The organism is Aestuariispira insulae (assembly GCF_003385955.1).
GTDB lineage: Bacteria > Pseudomonadota > Alphaproteobacteria > UBA8366 > Aestuariispiraceae > Aestuariispira > Aestuariispira insulae.
Map to the genome: position 1 here is coordinate 201,707 of NZ_QRDW01000002.1, position 18,365 is coordinate 220,071.

17 protein-coding genes are annotated in these 18,365 nt (G+C 56.7%); 11 read left to right on the forward strand and 6 right to left on the reverse strand.

Annotation, left to right across the window (positions count from 1 at the left end; genetic code table 11):
- Window positions 1-170 precede the first annotated feature (170 nt).
- The 9 genes from DFP90_RS06965 to DFP90_RS07005 all read left to right on the forward strand — a co-directional run bounded on the left by DFP90_RS06965 (window position 171) and on the right by DFP90_RS07005 (window position 7,287).
- Window positions 171-1,121 (forward strand): hypothetical protein, encoded by a 951-nt coding sequence (locus DFP90_RS06965; protein WP_147300962.1) that lies wholly within the window; start codon window positions 171-173, stop codon window positions 1,119-1,121.
- Entirely contained in the window at window positions 1,118-3,457 is a 2,340-nt protein-coding gene (locus DFP90_RS06970; RefSeq protein WP_115935740.1) for a DUF7483 domain-containing protein, read from the forward strand. Before DFP90_RS06965 ends, DFP90_RS06970 begins: the two co-directional genes overlap by 4 nt.
- Before the next feature lie 12 nt (window positions 3,458-3,469).
- The gene (locus tag DFP90_RS06975) at window positions 3,470-4,042 is read left to right on the forward strand and encodes a hypothetical protein (RefSeq protein ID WP_115935741.1); all 573 of its coding nucleotides are present in this window, start codon (window positions 3,470-3,472) and stop codon (window positions 4,040-4,042) included.
- The gene (locus DFP90_RS06980) at window positions 4,039-4,251 is read left to right on the forward strand and encodes a hypothetical protein (RefSeq protein ID WP_115935742.1); all 213 of its coding nucleotides are present in this window, start codon (window positions 4,039-4,041) and stop codon (window positions 4,249-4,251) included. Before DFP90_RS06975 ends, DFP90_RS06980 begins: the two co-directional genes overlap by 4 nt.
- Window positions 4,244-4,948 (forward strand): hypothetical protein, encoded by a 705-nt coding sequence (locus DFP90_RS06985; protein ID WP_147300963.1) that lies wholly within the window; start codon window positions 4,244-4,246, stop codon window positions 4,946-4,948. Before DFP90_RS06980 ends, DFP90_RS06985 begins: the two co-directional genes overlap by 8 nt.
- Window positions 4,949-5,034: 86 nt before the next feature.
- Window positions 5,035-5,514 (forward strand): PAS domain-containing protein, encoded by a 480-nt coding sequence (locus DFP90_RS06990; RefSeq protein ID WP_115935744.1) that lies wholly within the window; start codon window positions 5,035-5,037, stop codon window positions 5,512-5,514.
- A gap of 372 nt (window positions 5,515-5,886) precedes the next feature.
- Complete coding sequence (locus tag DFP90_RS06995; RefSeq protein WP_115935745.1) at window positions 5,887-6,246, forward strand: helix-turn-helix domain-containing protein; 360 nt, start codon at window positions 5,887-5,889, stop codon at window positions 6,244-6,246.
- Window positions 6,247-6,404: 158 nt separating this feature from the next.
- Complete coding sequence (locus DFP90_RS07000) at window positions 6,405-6,608, forward strand: DUF6494 family protein (protein ID WP_115935746.1); 204 nt, start codon at window positions 6,405-6,407, stop codon at window positions 6,606-6,608.
- A 34-nt stretch (window positions 6,609-6,642) separates the two neighbouring features.
- Window positions 6,643-7,287: a DUF2161 domain-containing phosphodiesterase gene (locus DFP90_RS07005; protein WP_245956993.1), complete on the forward strand. Its 645-nt coding sequence runs from the start codon at window positions 6,643-6,645 to the stop codon at window positions 7,285-7,287.
- Here the strand turns inward: DFP90_RS07005 and DFP90_RS07010 are convergent.
- The 5 genes from DFP90_RS07010 to DFP90_RS07030 are packed head-to-tail and all read right to left on the reverse strand — an operon-like array spanning window position 7,273 to window position 12,553.
- Entirely contained in the window at window positions 7,273-8,229 is a 957-nt protein-coding gene (locus tag DFP90_RS07010) for a Rossmann-fold NAD(P)-binding domain-containing protein (protein WP_115935748.1), read from the reverse strand. The genes DFP90_RS07005 and DFP90_RS07010 overlap by 15 nt on opposite strands.
- 2 nt (window positions 8,230-8,231) lie before the next feature.
- Window positions 8,232-9,362 (reverse strand): aminotransferase class I/II-fold pyridoxal phosphate-dependent enzyme, encoded by a 1,131-nt coding sequence (locus DFP90_RS07015; protein WP_115935749.1) that lies wholly within the window; start codon window positions 9,360-9,362, stop codon window positions 8,232-8,234.
- 4 nt (window positions 9,363-9,366) lie between these two features.
- Complete coding sequence (locus DFP90_RS07020) at window positions 9,367-10,335, reverse strand: threonine/serine dehydratase (RefSeq protein WP_115935750.1); 969 nt, start codon at window positions 10,333-10,335, stop codon at window positions 9,367-9,369.
- Window positions 10,332-10,937 (reverse strand): helix-turn-helix transcriptional regulator, encoded by a 606-nt coding sequence (locus DFP90_RS07025; RefSeq protein WP_115935751.1) that lies wholly within the window; start codon window positions 10,935-10,937, stop codon window positions 10,332-10,334. The genes DFP90_RS07020 and DFP90_RS07025 overlap by 4 nt, the downstream gene beginning before the upstream one ends.
- 44 nt (window positions 10,938-10,981) lie before the next feature.
- A complete protein-coding gene (locus DFP90_RS07030; RefSeq protein ID WP_218044603.1) occupies window positions 10,982-12,553 on the reverse strand; it encodes an AMP-binding protein in 1,572 nt (523 codons plus the stop codon).
- A 96-nt stretch (window positions 12,554-12,649) separates the two neighbouring features.
- Here DFP90_RS07030 and DFP90_RS07035 point away from each other — a divergent pair, with 96 nt between their 5' ends.
- Both DFP90_RS07035 and DFP90_RS07040 read left to right on the forward strand, forming a co-directional pair.
- Window positions 12,650-13,552 (forward strand): LysR substrate-binding domain-containing protein, encoded by a 903-nt coding sequence (locus DFP90_RS07035; protein ID WP_147300964.1) that lies wholly within the window; start codon window positions 12,650-12,652, stop codon window positions 13,550-13,552.
- Window positions 13,545-14,195 (forward strand): DUF3885 domain-containing protein, encoded by a 651-nt coding sequence (locus DFP90_RS07040; protein WP_115935753.1) that lies wholly within the window; start codon window positions 13,545-13,547, stop codon window positions 14,193-14,195. Before DFP90_RS07035 ends, DFP90_RS07040 begins: the two co-directional genes overlap by 8 nt.
- Here DFP90_RS07040 and DFP90_RS07045 read toward each other — a convergent pair.
- A complete protein-coding gene (locus tag DFP90_RS07045; protein WP_115935754.1) occupies window positions 14,192-18,016 on the reverse strand; it encodes a DNA topoisomerase in 3,825 nt (1,274 codons plus the stop codon). The genes DFP90_RS07040 and DFP90_RS07045 overlap by 4 nt on opposite strands.
- Between the last annotated feature and the right edge of the window lie 349 nt (window positions 18,017-18,365).

Here is an 18,365-nt window from a genome sequence, read left to right on the forward strand (position 1 = left end):
GACTTTCCAACCATCGACATGATCTCAAGGCCAACATAACGGGTGGCAAAACGACTTGTCAATAGTTGTTCTTGTATTGTTCTTATTTCGAAATCAACCGAACCAGGCGGCCCAGTGCCGCTTTTTATTTTGAGGCGGCCTTTCAGCTGCCTTTTCTTTTGCGAGGTGTCATGACTGTTGAAACCGAAAACTCGACCCAGGTCTATCACGGCGATGGCGAGAGTGTGAGCTTTGCCATCCCGTTCTATTTTCTGGACAAGGCCGATTTGAAAATTGTCCGGCGGCTGGATGACGGCACGGAAACGACCGAGGTGCCGCAGTCGGTCACCGGCGATGGCGTGGCGGATGGCGGCAGCCTGACCCTGTCGTCACCACTGGCGGCAGGGCAAGAGCTGCATATCATCCGTTGGCCGGCAAAGACCCAGCTGACGCGGCTGGTCAATGCCAACAACCTGCCGCCCGAAACGGTTGAGCGGCTGGCTGATCGATTGCTGATGCTGCATCAGGCCAATTGGAAGCAGATCGAGAAAGCCGTGCGCCTGCCTGAAACTTATTCCGGTGATGCATTAACCATACCGGAACCACCGGGGGAAGAAGCCCTGATCGGCTATGATGCGGCGGGAAAGCTGGTGGCCAGCACGGGATTTGCCGATACCGCCAATGCAGCGCACGCAGCGGCGGCGGAGGCGGTGGCTGCGGCGTCATCGGTAAACAACCCTCTGGATAAGACACAGAACCTTGCGGATTTGCCGGACAAGGAAGCGGCGGTTGCCAACTTGTTTTCCGGTGGTCTTACCAGCGGGGTGATCCTGGCCCCGAAGAAGAATGGAGACAGTAATGCTAGTTTTATGATCGATCACAGCGTCAATGGGTTACAGACTCTGACGATCACACAAAACCTGTCGATCACTCCTGATCTTGTGCATGAAGGAATCACGGAGCTGCTGTTCACCAATGACGGTACCGGCGGTTACACAATCGACAGCAGCACCTTCACCCATTCTCTGGAAGGAGACTACAACAACGCGGCGAACGCACGCCATCACCTAGTGGCCTATTCGGTCAAGGATGATGCGGGTGTGATGGTGACCTGGGGCTATATCAAGGAATTGGGGGCATGAGCCTGATTAGACATTATCCCGTTGGTATGGGGGACAACGGTTTTAGCCATAACCTTTATAACCGGTCCGGCCTGTTCGACGGGGCCACCGGCTATCTGAGCAAGAGCCTGACGGGCGGCACGTCGAATGATCACAAGACCTGGACGGTGGCCGCCTGGCTGAAACTGGGAAATCTGAGCGGGAGTGAGTATGTATTCGCCCGCACGGTCAATGGCTTTAATGATAGGGCTGGCATCTACATCAACGCTCCTACGGGGGATCTTTACTACCAGAACCGGGTCGGCAATTCTCCGGCGCAATCCTTGCAGGCCCCCATCGGCTTGACCGATCCAACCTCATGGTTTCACCTGGTGGTGCGGGTGGATACCACCCAGGCCACAGAGGCGGACCGGATCCGGATGTATGTAAACGGGATCCAACTGACCGGTTTTTCAGCCGCGACTTACCCGGCCCAGGATGCCTTGATGTATATCGGGGGGGATGACGCCCACTATATCGGGGCCTTGAACAATACCCCATACCAGCCCTGGTCCGGGTATATGGCCGATTTCCATTATGTTTCCGGCCAGTCTCTAGGACCGGAGGCTTTTGGTTCGGTTGACCCGAAAACCGGGTGGTTTGTGGCCGGCAATGTGGGGGCGCTTGATGGCGGGCGCGGTGCCTATGTCCTGGACCCGGCCAGCCCGCCGAGCGATTGGGCTAAGTCCGGCGCGATCACCTCAAGCCAGGATTCGCCCAGCAATAACCGCCCGGTTTTGAACCCGGCCACCAGCCTTCATGATTTTAGCGCGGGGAACCTTCGGGCCACGGTTTCCGGTAGCTCGGACCATTTTGTCTTAGGGTCTCTTGCAGTCAGCACAGGCCGGTATTTTTACACGGTGACGGTCCATTCATCGGCCCATGCGGAATATGTCGGCTGGGCGGATGTTGGCCGGGTTAAACCAACCGCCAGTTCCGAGGCATTTCGGGCGGGGTCCGGCGTTTACGCCATGCCGACGGGTATAAATAATCAATACCGTGAGGATGGCGGGGCGGGGGCCAGCCAGTCGGAAAGCTCTGTTGGCGGCGGTAACAGCCTGGCGGTCGCGATTGATCTTGATGTCGGCAATATCTGGTACGGGACAATTACCGGCGGTGCGGTGACCTGGTGGGGAGGCGGTGATCCTGTGACAGGGGCCAATCCCGGCTCAAGCTTCACGCCGGGCGGCCGTTTCAAGCCCTTCCTGGAAATGCGCAATGCGGCCAGCGATGTGACCTTTGCTTTCACAGAGGCTGACTGGGCCGCCCCGGTCCCTAAGGGTTTCAAGGCCCTTTGCACGGCGCATATGCCGAAAGTGGGCCTGCTGCCAAAAGGGCAGATTGCCCAGGGGAGCTATGATGGCAATGGAACCAACTTGCAGGTGACAGGACTGGGGTTTCCTCCGGGGCTATTGTTCATCAAGAAAGATCAGCCATCCTCATCCTGGCAGGTGGTGGACAGCCTGCGCGGGCCGGGCAAGGAATTGGACAGCTCTTCAACAGCGGCGGAAACGACCCATGGAGAGCTTGTTTCCTTTGATGCGGATGGTTTTACGCTCACCCATGCCGGGGGCTATCTGAATGCCAACGGGGTGACGCATCATTTCCTGGCCCTGAAATTCGGGCCGGTTTGCCAGGCGGTGACCTACACCGGTGACGGCGCGGCCAGCCAGACGGTTCATCATCCTCTGGGTGATATCCCGGCCCTGGTGATCGTGAAGCCGCGCAACGGCATTGGCAGCTGGTATTGCTGGACCAACAATATCGGCATGTCCCTGGCGGCGGGCCATTATCTGGCGTTGGATCTGCCCAACGGTTTGTTCACGGACGGGCTGAATATCCATGGCGGCCAAGCGCCCACAGTGGAGGCGGTCGAGATCTTTGCGCCGCTCAATCAGGCCGGGGTCGATTATCTCATGATCGTCATGCCGAATGTTCCGGGGCTGTTGGATATCCGCGCCCGCACCGGGGCCGGGGTGCCGCAATTCGCCTATAAGGGCGGGCGACCGCTGGTGGAGATCATCAAGGGAACCAATTTTTCCTTTGATTGGCATATGTGGACCGATGCCATGAACCCGGACGGGAAATGGGTCAACAAGGTGGAACCCAACACGACGGAAGCGGTAACAGCGTTGGCGACCAGCGAGCATTATCCGCACACGACCGGGGCTTATCTCAAAGGCACTTCCGGCGCGCATAACGGCAATACCAGCTCGGATTATCTGGATATCGTCTTCCTGACTGGACCGCCCGGTGGCGCGAATATCCCGCCCGCTTTGGCCGGGCCTGTGCCTGTTTCAACAATCGTGACATCCTGATTGGAGACATAAATGGAAATCGTCATTACACAGGGGGACCGGATTGTATCCGGCCCGCGACCGGTCAGTCATGGCCAGCGTCTGGAACTGCCGGGCGGCAATGTTGTCTCGGGCCTGCCCAAACTGCCGTTCGAATACCATGGGCAACAGGATGCGCAAGCATATATGATCCGCCGGGTTATTCGCAAAACACCCCCCTATGATCGCCGCACCCAGCGACCGGGTGGGCTATCAATCCAGATATCGGGAGAGATTTGTGAGATCACGCAAACAGCTGCCGACAGGCCGGTTGAGGAAATCCGGGCGGAATTGACGAAAACGGTTAAGGCGATCGCTCAGGCGAAGATCCTGGCCATCATCCCAATTTGGAAACAAATCAATCTGACGGCAAGAGCGGCTCAACTGGCCATGAAAGGGAGCTTGTCGCCGGAGGAACAGGCAGAATGGGATGCGGGAGAAGCGATCTGGAACCGGGTTGCCCCGATCCGGGCGGCATCTGATTTGATCGAAGCAGAGATTGCGGCGGCGAATATCCCGCAAATGCGGGACATTGTGCTGGAGAGTGATCACAGGTGGCCGCAATGAAAGAGAATATCGTGCATAAGGTGACGGAAAACGGCATGGCCGTCAGCACCGTCAGTGGCGGTGGCTGGCTGACCTATGAAGCGGTGACACAGGGCATGAATTTGTTTGCGGCGCTGTTGGGGGTGATCTCTGCCTGTCTGGCCATCTGGTGGTGGCTGATCAAAATCGGTAAGGAAAGACATGATGCCGGCGGAGGGAAGCGTGACTGATGCATTGATTCTTGTACCCGGATATAACCATGATCCTGATGATCCCCATCATAGCCCGTCGCGTATTCCGGACGGGCATTTTTATCTCTGGCAGACCGGCGCTTTTTCCGGCCGGCCGGTCATTCCGTTCCCCTGGTATAGCGGGCGGCAGTTCCGGGATGTCCTGCGGGCCTGGCGGGCGGGATATTGGGACACCTATAAATGGGCCTATGGGGATTTGTCTGTTGCGGCGGCCAAAAGGCTGAGCCGGATGCCGCCGGGGCATCCGGTCTTTGCCCACAGCCTCGGCAGTCGGGTCGTTATGAAAGCCCTGGAATTTACGCCAGGGCTTTTTTGCAGGGTCATACTGTGCAATGGCGCGGTTCACCAAAAAGAGGCCCTGGCGGTAATGGAGTCCAATCCCGGTGTCGAATTTTTGAATGTCGCCGTCAAAACTGACCATGTTTTATCCCTTGCCGGTGCCTGGTTCGGTCCGGCACTGGGACGCGAGGCAACGGTCGGTACAGGCATCGCAAAATATCCAGGTAACGTCCGGCAGGTTGTGCTGGATGATCCCGAGAACCAAGCCTGGTACAAGGATCATTATGGATGGTCTCTGCAAGGGGATGATCCGAATAGTGTTGGCGATCATAGCTATTCGTTCCAGTGGCCCGGGAATTGGCCATTGTTTCACGCTTTCCTGCAAGACGGCTTGTGATGCCGGTCGTGCTACTCTTTCCAGTTTATGTAAAAGAGGTTAGTCTGCTATTCAGGTTGGGTGGGTGACTGTGCCGGAAGGATTGAATGGATAAACCGGATTTCGGAGAGCTGGAGAGAGAGCGGCTCGATGGTGATGCTGTTTTTGCTTCGGCCATCAATAAACGTCTGTTCACCTGGTGGCATGGCTACCAACCGGCTCTGCCGACCCGATCCGATTTCGATATTCTCGATCACATCCCGATTGCAGAATATATTTATCTTTATCAGAGGCTTGCGCCGGGCGTCTTTCAATATCGGTTGCATGGTGAGCAGGTACAGATTCTCACAGGCGAGCGGCCGGACGATCTGGTGTTCAGCATTGATGATGGGGTTGCGGTCTTTGCGGCCCTTGCGGAATATCTGGAAATGATTGTGCAAACCGGCCATCCACATCGTTGCCGCGGCAGTTTACTGCATCTGGGCAAGGGGCATGTTGCATTTGAATCGATCGACTTGCCGCTCGCTGATGAGAATGGTGGCATCAGCCATGTTATCGGCACGATCAAGGATGTTCCCAAGCCTTGATTAGGTCCATTAAGGGCTTTGGGAAATACAATTAAAGGTTTTTGCTTCCTTTTTGAAATTTGTGGAATTCCTAACCGTCTCTCCTGAAGGGGCTGAGCTTCCGGTGGCGATAGACAGTTATGATTGCATGGAAGTCGAAACCTGCCTCATCAGTGGGATCGGTTTTATCCATCTGATTTTCAGTCATAAAACTTCTAAATCCTTGTTGGGAAACCGGGCTGGCGATTAACGTTAAAATCGTTTTTGCTGTTCATTTTTACCTTTTTTGCTTGTGAGCGGAGGGGGATGATAATATGGACATAGAATGGAAAGGGTGATTGGTTTTGCCCTTTCTGCGAGTGGTGTCTGGGTCGTGAATATGGGGAAATCTTTATGCCGCATCCTACCGATGTTCATGTGGGGCAGAAGATCCGCGAGGTGCGTATTGAACGGGGGCTTAGCCAGGATCAGCTGGCCGGCATGCTGGGCATCAGCTTTCAACAGATCCAGAAATATGAAAAAGGCACCAACCGGATCGGCAGCAGCCGCCTTTACGCGATTTGTCAGGCCCTAGAGATCCCGGTGAATTATCTGTTTGATGATTTGAGACGCGGAGACGGTGACCCGTCCATGCCATCGCTCCGGTCTATTCAGGTGGCGCGTGACCTGGAGGCGATCCCGGATATGGAAGTCCGGAACCGATTGCTTAGCCTGATCCGGGCGATCCAAGAAGATTTGACAGACCTGAAATAATAACCCAGTCGGCTGGGGTTCCCATTTGTCCCGGGCTTCCGTTTCTTGTTATTCTCAGAAGAGAGATAACAAATGCCCCCTATGGCATTTTGTCAGGGGGCCGCAGCGCAATGGCTGTGCCTGTTGCGCAAAAAGAGAAGAACAGAGGGAGACATCGCATGAACGAAGATATCTTCAATATGAGCACACGAAAATTCCTCAAGAAAGTGGGCATCACCACCCAGCGGGAATTGGAAAAAGCGGTCTGGAAGGCGGAAGAGGAAGGTGCCTTGGGGGAAGGGCCGCTTAAAGTGGAAATGAAGTTGAGCGTGAATGGGGTCGCGTTGGATCTTGCGATCCAGGGCGAGATTGAATTGAGCTGATCGGTCGGTGCGGGAACAGGATTTATACCCTCCGGTGAAAGCCTTCCTGGAGGCGCAGGGATACGCGGTCAAGGGCGAGGTCGGTGCCTGTGATGTCATGGCGGTCCGGGATGGAGAACCGCCGGTCGTGGTGGAGTTGAAACTGCGCTTCAATTTGGATGTAATCCTGCAGGCGGTGGATCGTTTGAACATTGCCGACAATGTCTATATCGCCGTGCCGAAACCCAAGGGGCCTGCCTGGAAGAAAAACCGTAAACGCATCCTGAAGCTTTGCCGGATGTTGGGGCTGGGCCTGATCATGGTGCGCGCAGATGGGGCGGAGGCGGTTTTGGATCCAGGTCCCTATCAACCGCGGATTAACCCTAAGAAAAACGGGCGTTTGCTCAAAGAGTTTTCCGAACGGGTGGGCGATCCCAACCAGGGCGGCACCACCGGTGTCAAACGCATCACCGCTTATCGACAGGATGCTTTGCGCCTGATCGCCATACTGGATCAAAAAGGCGAAATGAGCCCGGCCGGTTTGAAGATGGAAACAGGCGTGGACCGGGCGGCGGCCATCCTGCAGGCCAACCATTACGGCTGGTTCGAACGGGTTCGGCGTGGGGTTTATGTGCTGAGCCCAAAAGGTAAAGAAGCGCAGATATCGTATCGGTCCGAGATTGATCTACTGATCGGGTAGTCTAGCCCTCACCAGATCCGCCATGGCGATATCCTGGGCCGCGAGGCCGGTCAGGTCGGCAATGGTGATCTGATCAGGGGCCGTGCGCCCTGCTGTTTGCCTGGAAAGGATATGGCCCAGTTCGGTGGCCTTTGTTTCAGGCACATGGCCCGCCCGGACCGCATGGCCGAAATCCCCATGGTCCAGGCATTGATCCAGGCTGTCGCACAGGACCGTGTCTGCACGGGCGAAGAGGGTTGGATCCAGCTCCTGTTTTCCGGGGCTGTCAGCGCCCATGGCGACGATGTGGCTGCCGGGCCGGACTTCGCTTGCGGGGAAAAGAGGGGCTTTTGCCGGGGTGCAGGTGATCACGAGATTGCAGCTCTGTAAAAGATCCGCAGTGTTGGGCGAGGCTTTGGCCTGAAAGCCTTCTTGACTGAGCTGTTGGGATAGAGCGCCTGCTTGCTCGGGACGTCTGGCCCAAACGTGGATATTCTCAATGCCCATCAGCCTTGCAGTCCATCTGGCTTGCAGATACGCCTGCTCCCCCGCTCCGATGATGCCGAGCGCGGAAATTTGGGCCGGAGCGGCGGCATGGGCTGCCAGCGCACCGGCGGCAGCGGTGCGCATATTGGTCAGCCAGCCTTCGTCATCCAGCAGGAGGAGCGGGCGGCCGGTCCTGGCATCCATCACCAGGATCAGGCCGCAGGTGACTGGCAATCCCTGGCCCGGATTATCATAAAAACCGGTGGCGACCTTGATCGCAAAAGTATCCGCGCCCTGGATCGCGCCATATTTGATATGGCAGTCGCCATTGGCGGCCTCGAACATCAATTGGCCCGGCGGTGGGGCCTTTACATGACCTTCAGCCTGGGCGATCAGGGCCTGCCTTGTGGCTTCCAGGATGTCCTTTTCGCGCAAAACTGCGGTGATGCGGTCTTTCGGGATGACGGCCAGGGCCATGGTCAAACAGGCCCGTTGGTCATGATATGAGCGCGCCAGGCGGCCAGGCCCTCATCGATATTGGCCCGGCCAAAACCGACCCGGAAACGGTCATATTTCACCGGCAGCAGGTCAGAATGATAGAGCCGGGGGGGTAACAGCAGGACGCCGCTTTTTTCCACCAATCGGTCACAGAATTCATCGGTGCTGCCGGGACCTTTGTAGCGCGGGAAGGCGACACAGCCGCCATCGGGCCGCTGCCAGTCGAACAGGTCGGGGAACTCCGCGAAAAAGGCGTCCAGCTTTTCCACATTGCCCGCCAGCAGGGCGCAGTTGCGTTCCAAAATGCGGTCGCGTGCTTTCAAGGCGATCAAGGCCAGCCGTTCGCTGGGCGCGGAATTGCAGATGGAGAGATAATGTTTGTAGCGTTCGATCTCTTTCAGCATCCCCCGGTCGCGGCAGGCGATCCACCCGACCCGTAGGCCCGGCAGGCCATAAGCCTTGGACATGACATTCAAGGACAGGCCCTTTTCATAAACATCGGCCACCTGGGGCAGGCGGATCGCGGGATCGCGCTCAACCCCGCGGTAAACCTCGTCACTGAACAGCCACAGGCCATGGTCGCGGCAAAGATCGATCAAGGCGTCAAACCGGTCGCGCGCCAGGACCGCGCCGGTGGGGTTTTGCGGGAAATTGATCGAGACCAGCTTGGTATTGGGCCGGATCGCAGCGCGGACCGCATCGATATCCAGGGACCAATTGTCATCTTCATCCAGCGCCACGCCGGTCACATCGCAAATTTCCAGCGGCACAGTTTCGGCGGCCTGGTAATTGGGCACGACCACAATGGCATGATCGCCCTTTTCCAGCATAACCCGCATGGCGGCATAGACGCCCTCTTCAGCCCCGGCCAGACAGAGAATATCTTCCGCCTGGCAATTGTCATAGGTGTTGGCGATTTCTGTGCGCAGGGCCGGAAGGCCGAAGGTTTCCGTATAGCCCAGATACAGGTTTTTAAAGGCGGCACGATCCTCGTCACTGGCCATGGCCAGCAGTTCCGGGATGGCGAAGCTCTGCATGTCGGAGGCAGTCATATGGTATTTGGCGGAAAACTCCCATTTGGCAAAATGGTCTTCCAGTTCAAACTTGCGCATGGGGTTATTCCTCGTTGATGACAGATTGGAAGGTGGAGAGACTGATATTGCGGCCACATAAGATGACGGCGATCCGGGCCCCTTTGTAATCGTGCGCGGTTTTCAGGGCTGCGGCCACGGCAACGGCGGCTGCCCCTTCAATGATATAGCGTTCATGTTCTGCCACCCGGCGCATGGCGGATTTGATTTCTTCTTCGGTGACGAGAACCTTTCGGGAGATCACTTGCTGGCAGATCGGGAAGGTGGGCGTGCCGACCTCCACACCGCCGGCGGAACCGTCGGAGAGGGTGTCGGTTTCCGGCACATCCCAAATCTCGCCCCGTTCCAGGCAGTGATACATGGCAGCCGCCTTTTCCGGCCAGCAGCCGATGATTTCGCAATCAGGCCTGGCGGTTTGCAGATAGCTGCCGATACCGGAAATCAGGCCGCCGCCGCCGACACAGGCATAGACCGCGTCAAAATCATCCAGCTGATAGGTCAGCTCCAGCCCGATGGTGCCCTGGCCTGCGATCACATCCATGTCGCCATAGGGCGAGATGTAATAGCGGCCTTCCGCTTGCGCGGCCTGATGAGCAGCACGTTCCGCATCAACACAGTTGCCCGGCACCAAAACGGGTGTCGCGCCAAGCCGTTTGATATTGGCCAGTTTCAACGGTGATACGGTTTCCGGCAGGTATATGGTGGCTTCCGTTCCGCCCAGCTTGGCCGCGCGCGCCGTCGCCATGCCGTGATTTCCGGACGAAGCGGTGATGATACCCTGCTGCTTTTGCTTTTCCGTTAAGCAGAGCACTTTGTTCATGGCCCCACGCATCTTGAAGGAACCGGTCAGTTGCAGATGCTCACCTTTGAGCAGAAATTCGGTACCGGTCTCGTCCGAAAAGATCCCGGCAGTCTCCAGCGGCGTGGTTTGCACCCCATAGAGTTTGATCCGTTCATCGGCTGCCTGTATCGCCTTGAATAGCCCGTTGGTCATGCGCGCAGTTCTTTCAGATATTTATAGATGGTGGCCCGGCCGAGGCCGAGGCAGCGGGCCACATAATTGGCGGAACCCTGTCCGGCAAAAGCGCCCTTTTCCTCCAGCGCGCTGACCAGGTTGCGCTTGTCCTCGCGGCTGAGCGCCTGCAGGCTCAAGCCTCTGTCATGCAGCCATTCCTGCATGGAGAGATTGATCCGCTCATGCCAGTCATCCTTGAACAGGGCATCAACCGCCTGGTTTTCCTGAGGCGCGTCCAGCATCAGGCCCAGCACTTTATGCATCCGGTCCATGTCTGACATGTCCATATTGATGCACAAAAGCGCCTCCGGCCTGCCATCGGCCCCATTCATCACGATGGAGATGGATTTCAGAACCCGGCCATCCCAATTGATCTTGCGATAGGGGCCAATGACGGTTTCGCCCTCGGCAAAATCAATCTCTTCCAACAGGGAGGGGGAGCCTACTTCCCGATTGGAGTAGTTATTGGCCAGATAGGCGATCTGCTGGCTTGAAAGATCATGCACCACCACTTCCGCATGGGGATGCATGAGGGCGGCAATGCCGTCGGCGGTGCGTTTATATGTGTCTAGATAGTCCATAAGTAGACGAATAGTCTAAAAATGGATCAAGAGTCTAGAATTATTTAGAGCTGGAACAGTTTTGCCAGATCCCCCTTGGCCGGTTTGCCGCTGGGGGTGCGGGGCATATCCGCCAGAATTGTCAGGCCGGTGGGTTGCATGAAGCGGCTCATCCTGCCCTGACAGAATTGGGCGAGCGCCTCGATGGTGAGGCTGGTGCCTGGGCGCAGGGTGGCAAAGACATGCACGGCTTCTTCGCCATAATCGTCCGGTCGGCCCAGAACGGCGCAATCCTCGACCGATGGGTGGGTTAGGACCACCTCTTCGATCTCATAGGCGGAGACCATTTCGCCTTTGACCCGGATGCGTTCGGAAATGCGCGCGACCCAATAAAGATCGCCTTCGTCATCCAGGCGGGCCAGGTCACCGGTATGGAACCAGAGATTGCGCCAGGCCTCGACCGTCTTTTCCGGCATGGCGAAATAACCGCTGGCCATGATGGCGGGTTCCTTTGGCCGTATCACCAGCTCGCCAACCTGGCCGGCGGGCAGGGGATGGTCATGTTCATCGACGATGGCGACCTCATAGCGATCGAGCACTTTGCCTGCGCCCTTTTTGTCAAACAGCGGGAGCGCGACCGAACCCGCGTCGGTCGAGCCATAGCCGCCCCCACGGGCCAGCCTGACATTGAACCGTTTTTCAAAGGCATCATGATCAACCGGCAGCGGCGTACCCCAGATGAAGCGCATTTTGTGGGCCGTTTTTTCCGCACAGGGTGGCGCGGCCCAGAGAAGCTGCTGAACTGAGCCCAGGCACATGAACCAGGTGGCACCAAATCGGGCCACATCGGGCCAGAAATTGCTGACACTAAAGCATTCCCTCATCACCGCACGACCGCCAACCATCAGGGCGGGCAGAATATCGTAATGGGCGGCGCCCACATGGAACAGGGGATAGGGGCTATAAACACAATCATCGGCGGTCAGGTCAAATGCCTCCAGCATGGATTCCGCCGCCCGGATGGCACAGCGGTCCGGCAACAGGCAGCCCTTTGAAACCCCGGTTGTGCCGGAAGTGAACATGATAACCGAGGATACGTCATCAGGATGATCGCCCGCACAGTCGCTGTCGTCGTTTGAGAGCATCTCTTCAAATTCCATCCGTTCCAGATGGGGCAGCAGGCGTGCGGCTTCCGCCATACCATCGATCAGGATCAGGCGTTTCAGGCTGGTCAGGTCGCCTGCAATCTCGGCAAGGGCCTCAAGATAGGATCGGGACGTGATCAATGTTTCCAGGCCGGTCAGATTGATCATCCGGGACAGGGAAATACCCCGGAAGGTGGCGTTGATCGCCACCTCGACAGCACCCATTTTTTTCAGGGCATAGGAACTGGCCAGAAAATCCGGGCTGTTGGACAGCATGATGCCCAGATATTGGCCTGGCCGGGCTCCAGCCGCTTTCAGCCCATGGGCGATGCGGTTGGTACGGGCGTTGAAGGCACGATAACTCAGTTGCGCGTCTGTTTCCGCCTGGGTCAGGAACAGGTTGTCACCATGAAGGGCGGCCTGCCGTTCCAGCAGTTGGCCCAGGTTTTCCTGGCGGGTTTGATAGGCTGAATGGTTATGCAGCATGTTCATGAATTTGGCTCCTGATCCATTATTTTCACAAAATATGAAGGATCTGGGGCCTCGGTCAATTTGCATAATACTGCCTTTTCGCATATCAATTTTGTTATGGTAAATTTGCGAAAGAAAATCCCGCCCCTGAGTGCGCTGATTGCCTTTGAGGCCTGTGCAAGGCATCTAAGTTTCACCCGGGCCGCGGATGAGTTGGGCGTGACCCAGGTGGCGATCAGCCGCCAGATTAAAGCCCTCGAGGATCATGTCGGGGTGAAGCTGTTCGACCGGCTGCACCGGGCGATCCGGCTGAATGCGCAGGGCCAGGAATTCCGCGATGTTCTGGTGCCGGGCCTGACCCGGATTGCTGATTGTGTCGACGGCCTGCAAAAAGGCGGGGGCGGCAACCGCCTCACGGTCGGGACTACCACGGGATTTTCCGCCTATTGGCTGATGCCGCGCATCGCCAAATTCAGTAGCCTCCATCCGGAGGTGGAGCTGCGTTTCGCGGTGGCGGATCAATGTGTGGATTTGAAAGCGTCAGGCATTGATCTTTCAATCCGCTATGGCAACGGGGCCTGGCCGGGGCTGGATAGCCAGTTCTTCTGCGCCAGCCATGTGCGCCCGCTCTGCGCGCCCAGCTATTGGGGAGACCGGCCGGTGACCGATGATCCACGGGATCTCCTGGGCGAAACCCTGATTGATTTCGACTATGTGGTGGATTCCAGCTGGGCAAATTGGTTTGCCCATATGGGGGTGGATCTGGAGAAAGATCCGGCCACGATTACGACCAACGCCTATACCTCCATGGTGCAGGCTGTGCAAAATGGGCAGGGTATCGCGCTTTTGAGTGCGCCCCTAATCCAGGATCTGATCAATTCGGACGCATTGATGGAACCGAGCAGCCTGCCGCCGCAGGAACTGCCGGGCGGCTATTATCTGGTCCAGCCGAGGGGGGCGGGGGAATGTGTTGCCAGAGAGACGTTTATTGAGTGGATTAAGGCCGAGATGAATGACTGACAAGTTATCTGAGCTTTTTCCCGATATGTCTTGCGAAGGCTCCCTGTTTTATTACTGGCCCATTGGCATACGATTTGAGATTGCAGATCCTGAAATGCCCTACCTGCTTGAAACAGGGACATATAACTCAGACTATTTTTCCCGTGCTTTGGCCCGTGCCGAAGCGGTATTCGATGCAGCCTTTTCGGCAGATGATGAGATCACTGTCATTTACGATCTGTTTTCTTATGGTCGCAGGCGAATCAAAAAGAGATGTCTGGTATTCCAGCAAATAGCAGAGCCATCATCAGCCGATTATCTGTATCAGGATCTGGACTCTATCTGGTTAGATGAAAATGATCCCAAATGTTATTGCCTGAAGAGAGTGCAGATCAGTACTTCTGTCCGAAATGTCCATCGCACTAAGTTGATTGAAGCGTCCCTGCACACAGATTTTCCAGATAGAAAGCCTAATTTCTCAGGTCGGTGCTATTTCCTCAATCGGACGCGTGGAATTATCTATTGTCTTTATGACGACCGGGGGCTGGACCTCATCGCTACTGAAAAAAGCAGTCTTGCAGATATCTATCGGAATCTCGGTCACTGGATACTGGAGCATGACCGAGAACGCATTGATGAATGTTTCCGGGAGGAAGAGAACTAACCTATCGATAATGAAAGTTCCGGCCCCGATGCCAGCGCGTCATAGACCGACGGCCGATCCGCGCTGCTAAGGATGAGTGTACAGCGGGCCTGGATTGAGCGGGCCTGGTCCAGGCCCAGCGCATAGGCCGGTTCCAGTATATCCAGTTCGTCAAAGGCTAGATCCAGCTTGGCCTTGCCGAACTGGATCGTGGCGCGCTGCGGTTCCGGGTCGATATCCTTGCAAATGCCGATCTCGCCTTCCGCAATGCCACTCGCCAATTGATCGATCTTCAGAATCAATTTATCCCCCACCCGGAAGCGCCAGCCATAGCGGTCGGCATGCAGGTGGTCCGCCTTCATATTGAGCTGTTGCGATAGGATCGGGTTAAGTTTGGCTGGCGACAGCGGGCCGCTTTCATCCATGGTGATTACCTGGATGTCTGTTACCGGATCCAGCTTAAACTTCTTCGGCAAGCGGTTCTTTGCCACTTCAATCAGTTTCCTGATCGTATCTTCGGGGCCATTGGCGGCAATGGCGAAGAAATCTGCCTCTATGCCTTCCGGTGTTTCGATGGCCAGCGCCTCACCCGCTTTCACCCGCGCGGCATTGGCCAGCACCAGGCTTTTTTCCCGGCCGGGCCGGATGGATTTTAACGTGATGGTATGGAGTGTGCCGTCATTGCACAGGTCGATCAGGCTGTGGCCCGCGCGGGGGGCTGGTCTTTGGTCCAGATCCTCCACCAGCACCAGATGGCCGCCTTCGGGCAGGGCTTTCAGCGCGGCATTCATCACCGCCCGGTCGATTTTTGCCGGATCGCGCAGGATCAGGACCTTACCGTCCAGCGGTTTTTTGGCCGTGCGCTTGAATTTGCCGGTCTTATCGTTCCATTCCAGCAGCTTGTGCAGCGAGGCGGCCTCTTCATCAGTGGCGTCGCCCAAGGCCTTGGCGGCGGTATTGTCCGCGCCCGCCAGTTGGAAGGTAACCTTCTTCGCTTTCAGAATGCCGGCCAGGGCCTGTATGGCGGTGTCACGGCCGGTGCCGGGCCCGCCATTGATCACCAGAAGCCGGGTGGAAAGGGCGGAGCCCACGGCCTGTTTCTGGTCATTGGTGAGGGTAAGCTTCATCTGGCCTTCGATCCAGCCCAGCGCCTTGTCAATCTCCATTTCCGGCAGGGCGGAAGCTTCCTTGGCCATGGCTTTCAATTGCCGGACCAGGCTGTCCTCTTCCTTTTTCATCGCCGTCACATGGACGATTTCCACCGATCCCTTTTTCTTGACGCTCAATGTACCGCTGTCGCATTCGCTGTCCAGGGCAGTCTCCAATGCGGCGGGCGAAAGGCTATGGGCCTCGGCCAACTGGTTGAGCAAAATATCCTTGCCGCGAGCACCGCCAACATGGATGAGGCGGTGGAAGAGCATCGCGCCCAGCCGGTCCTGGCCCCGGTTCAGGTTGCGGGCCAATTGATCCGCCAGGCCAAAGGGCAGATGCGGCAGTTGCCGTGCGATTAGATAGGGATTTTCGCTGATGGTCTTAAGTGTTTCCTCGCCAAAGGCCTGATACAGCCTGGCGGCATAAACCGGGGCGACCCCGTTTTTCTGCAGGAATGCTGCGATCTGGCGGCAGGCGGCCTTTTCAGCAACTGCATCGGTGATGGCAGTGACGATTTTGGCGCTGATGCCTTTGACACTTTTCAGCTTTTCCGGCTCATCCTTGATGATTTTATAAACATCCGCGCCAAAGGCCTCCACCAGCAGCTTGGCCTGTTTGGGGCCAACGCCCTTGATCACGCCGCTGCCCAGTTTCTTTTCAATCGCGACCAGTGGATCGGCGGGTTTGCCGCCCAGATGTTCATCCAGGAATTCCCGGCAGGTATCAAAGTTGCTGCCAATCCCCTTGGGCAGTTTCAGGCCTTTGCGTTCGGCAACCGACTTGGCGGTGGCCAGCATCTTTTCGGTCGGCTTGCCGCCTTTCATCTTATCCTTGGGCGCTTTCACGCCGGTCGGGATCTTGGGCGATTTCGGGCCATTGACCTTGATGATCTCAATCAGGCGTCGGGTTGCCTCGCCGATACCGTCCCAGACCTCCCGGGCGGTCTGGTTGCCCATCAGGATATCATCCAGCTTCATTTCCCAGACGGCTGTGACACCGGGATCGACCAGTTCGGGCGCGGCGATTTTCAAGGTGTTATACAAGGTCATGCCGGAATCGGTCGGCACGATATTCTTGCCCTTCTGGACCAGGAAATTTTGGTGTTTCAGGCCGGAAATAATGGCGGCCCGTGTTGCCGGCGTGCCGATCCCCTTGGCCTCTTTCAGCTTTTCCTGCTGTTCCTTATCCTCGATGAAACGCCAGGCATTTTGCATGGCATCAATAAGGGTTCCCTCGTTGAAGCGCGGCGGGGCTTTGGTTTTCTTGGTGTCCACCTCAACGGGATTAAGGGTGGCCATGTCGCCATCCTTAACGGGGGGAAGCTCGCCCGCATCCTCCTCCTTCTTTTCCATCTCATCGGTATAGACCGCTTTCCAGCCCAGCTCTTTCGGGATGTTACCGGTGATCTTGAAATCCAGTTCCTGGCCGTCGGGGCCCGGCACCTTCATGGAGACGGTGGTATTTTCATAGACATAATCGGGCATCAGGATCGCCAGATAGGAACTGGCGACCAGGTCGAACATCTTCTTTTCATCCTGCGTCAGGCGCGGATAGATGTCCCGGATCTTGTCCATGGTGTTTTTGTTCGGGATGATCGCGTGATGGGAGACGCCTTTCAGGGCAGCATCGGAGAAATGCCCCGCCTTGCCCTTGCGCACTTCCGGCTTGTCCAGTGGCACATCTGCATAATGGGACAGGCCTTTCAGACCCTTGACGATCTCGCTGATATCGGCGATCTGGTTTTCCGCCAGATAGCGTGATTCCGCGCGCGGATAGGTCTGGATCTTTTTCCCATCCCCATCATAAAGCTCCTGCGCCACTTCCAGGGTTTTGTCCGCGGTCCAGCCCCATTTGCGTGCGCAGATTTTTTGCAGTTCCGGCAAATCCAGAAGTTTTGGCGGCTTGGTCCGCTTCATCTTCTTGACCGCACTTAGCGGTCCTTCATGGCCTTCCACATGGGCGCGCAACGTTTCGGCGTTGGCGGGATCGAGGATCTTTTCCTTCGGCGCATGCTTCAGGGGCAACTGGCCCGCCTCGGTATTGGCGGTGGCGACGATATGGTAATAATCCTGCGGCTCGAAATTGAGGATTTCCAATTCCCGGATACAGACGATGGCGAGCGTCGGTGTTTTCACCCGGCCAATGCCGATCACGCCATAGTCGCCCGGCTGTTTGAGTGCCACGGTGGCTGCCCGGGTGAGGGAAAGGTTATAGACCTGGTCCGCCTGCTGGCGTGCCAAGGCCGCCTGGCCCAGGTTATTGTAGCTGTCGTTGGGCTGCAGGTTTTCAAATGCCTCGCGCAGGGTTTTTTCATCCTGGGCGGTGAACATGGCGCGGCTGACCTTGCCGCCAAACCGGTAATGGCGCAGCAATTCCTCGCCGATCAGCTGTCCTTCGCGATCACAGTCGGTGGCAATGATGACCTCTTCCGCTGTTTTCAATGCCGCCTCAATGGCAGCCAGTTTGGCAATCGCCGAGGGTGAGGCATCCTTGGCCGGGCAGGTGGGATAGAAATCGTCGGGTTTTAGCAGGTCAAAGGACCATTTGCCCCAGCCGTTATTGACCTCATGGGGCTCCTGTAAACTCAGCAGATGTCCTTCCGCCGGCAGGATTTGGCCATAGCGGTTGCCGATCGCGGCAAAGAGGTCTTTCTTCTGCGAGGTTTTTTCCGTGATGATGATGCGGTTCACGGGCGTATCTCTACAAGCTTCATGGCAGACGGCATCATGGTTGGGTACAGGTACTTCATTGTTCTTGTCATTCTGGGCAAGCTATGACGATTCTCACCCGCTGGTCCAGATGGTGGTTTCACACAACTGTGATGGTAGATTTTGTTGATCGTTAGCAATTATTTGTGGCAAAGTTTAGTGACTGGTTATGTTTAGTCACCCTAACTAGTAGCAGTTTTAGTTCCGGCCGGGCCGGACAGGGAGCCCCTCTCTGTCCGGCCCGGCTTTTTTGCGTTTCCTGTCAGGCTGTGATGATTAGGTGCTGTTCGCTGTCATATTCCGCTGCTAAGAAGGAAGGAGTGTTTCTTTA

Coding starts and splice junctions, on each gene's coding strand:
- DFP90_RS07035 (WP_147300964.1), top strand. CDS start 12,650: ATGGTAAATTTGCGAAAGAAAATCCCGCCCCTGAGTGCGCTGATTGCC.
- DFP90_RS07020 (WP_115935750.1), bottom strand. CDS start 10,335: ATGACCAACGGGCTATTCAAGGCGATACAGGCAGCCGATGAACGGATC.
- DFP90_RS06970 (WP_115935740.1), top strand. CDS start 1,118: ATGAGCCTGATTAGACATTATCCCGTTGGTATGGGGGACAACGGTTTT.
- DFP90_RS07000 (WP_115935746.1), top strand. CDS start 6,405: ATGAACGAAGATATCTTCAATATGAGCACACGAAAATTCCTCAAGAAA.
- DFP90_RS07015 (WP_115935749.1), bottom strand. CDS start 9,362: ATGCGCAAGTTTGAACTGGAAGACCATTTTGCCAAATGGGAGTTTTCC.
- DFP90_RS06990 (WP_115935744.1), top strand. CDS start 5,035: ATGGATAAACCGGATTTCGGAGAGCTGGAGAGAGAGCGGCTCGATGGT.
- DFP90_RS07040 (WP_115935753.1), top strand. CDS start 13,545: ATGACTGACAAGTTATCTGAGCTTTTTCCCGATATGTCTTGCGAAGGC.
- DFP90_RS06965 (WP_147300962.1), top strand. CDS start 171: ATGACTGTTGAAACCGAAAACTCGACCCAGGTCTATCACGGCGATGGC.
- DFP90_RS07025 (WP_115935751.1), bottom strand. CDS start 10,937: ATGGACTATCTAGACACATATAAACGCACCGCCGACGGCATTGCCGCC.
- DFP90_RS07010 (WP_115935748.1), bottom strand. CDS start 8,229: ATGGCCCTGGCCGTCATCCCGAAAGACCGCATCACCGCAGTTTTGCGC.
- DFP90_RS07030 (WP_218044603.1), bottom strand. CDS start 12,553: ATGAACATGCTGCATAACCATTCAGCCTATCAAACCCGCCAGGAAAAC.
- DFP90_RS06995 (WP_115935745.1), top strand. CDS start 5,887: ATGCCGCATCCTACCGATGTTCATGTGGGGCAGAAGATCCGCGAGGTG.
- DFP90_RS06980 (WP_115935742.1), top strand. CDS start 4,039: ATGAAAGAGAATATCGTGCATAAGGTGACGGAAAACGGCATGGCCGTC.
- DFP90_RS06975 (WP_115935741.1), top strand. CDS start 3,470: ATGGAAATCGTCATTACACAGGGGGACCGGATTGTATCCGGCCCGCGA.